This window comes from Mesorhizobium sp. P3_A9, assembly GCF_056402975.1.
Window position 1 is genome coordinate 1 of the sequence record NZ_JBFUGJ010000811.1, and the last position, 575, is coordinate 575.

The following is a 575-nucleotide window of genomic DNA, read 5'->3' on the forward strand; positions in this document are numbered from 1 at the left end:
GTTCCGACCTGGCCGCCCTTGAGCGCAACCTCCAGCCCGTCGATCGCCGTGATGCGCGAATGGGCGACGCAAAGCGGCGAACCCGGCGACGCCGGCAGCGGCATCCGCACCGTCAGCGCATCGACGCCCATCTGGCCGAGCGCGTGGCTCGACGTGTCACCGCCGGCGATGACGACGCGCTGCAACTGCTGTTCGATCGTCAGCGCGCGAAGCAGCTCTCCAAGGCCGCGCCCGAGCTTGTGGCGGGCGCCTTCCTGGCGGTCGATTTCCGCGCCCCGATCCGCCGTGGGTCCAAGGGCGGTGTAGAGAACGACGCTGCGGCCGGCTCCCAGGCTGGCGCGGCCAGCTGCTGTTGCGCGCGCGATTGCCTCACCTGAAGCCTCCGAAACCAGTTCGACGGGATCGACCTCGATGCCGTCGAAGCCGTCGGTCAAAGCATGCCGGATCTGTCGTTCGGTCGTCGGCGAACAACTTCCCGACACCACCGCGATCCGGTCGGCCGCACCCGGCGGAGAAAATTTTGGTTCAGCGCTGACGGTCCCGTTCGACACCCATTCGGCCAGCAGCGCATATTC

General features: G+C 68.0%; 1 protein-coding gene. It reads right to left on the reverse strand.

The features are described 5' to 3' along the window. Positions 1–575: nucleotide-binding domain containing protein (locus AC1DX0_RS36875; RefSeq protein ID WP_477359598.1), on the reverse strand; the 575-nt coding region annotated here is incomplete at both ends.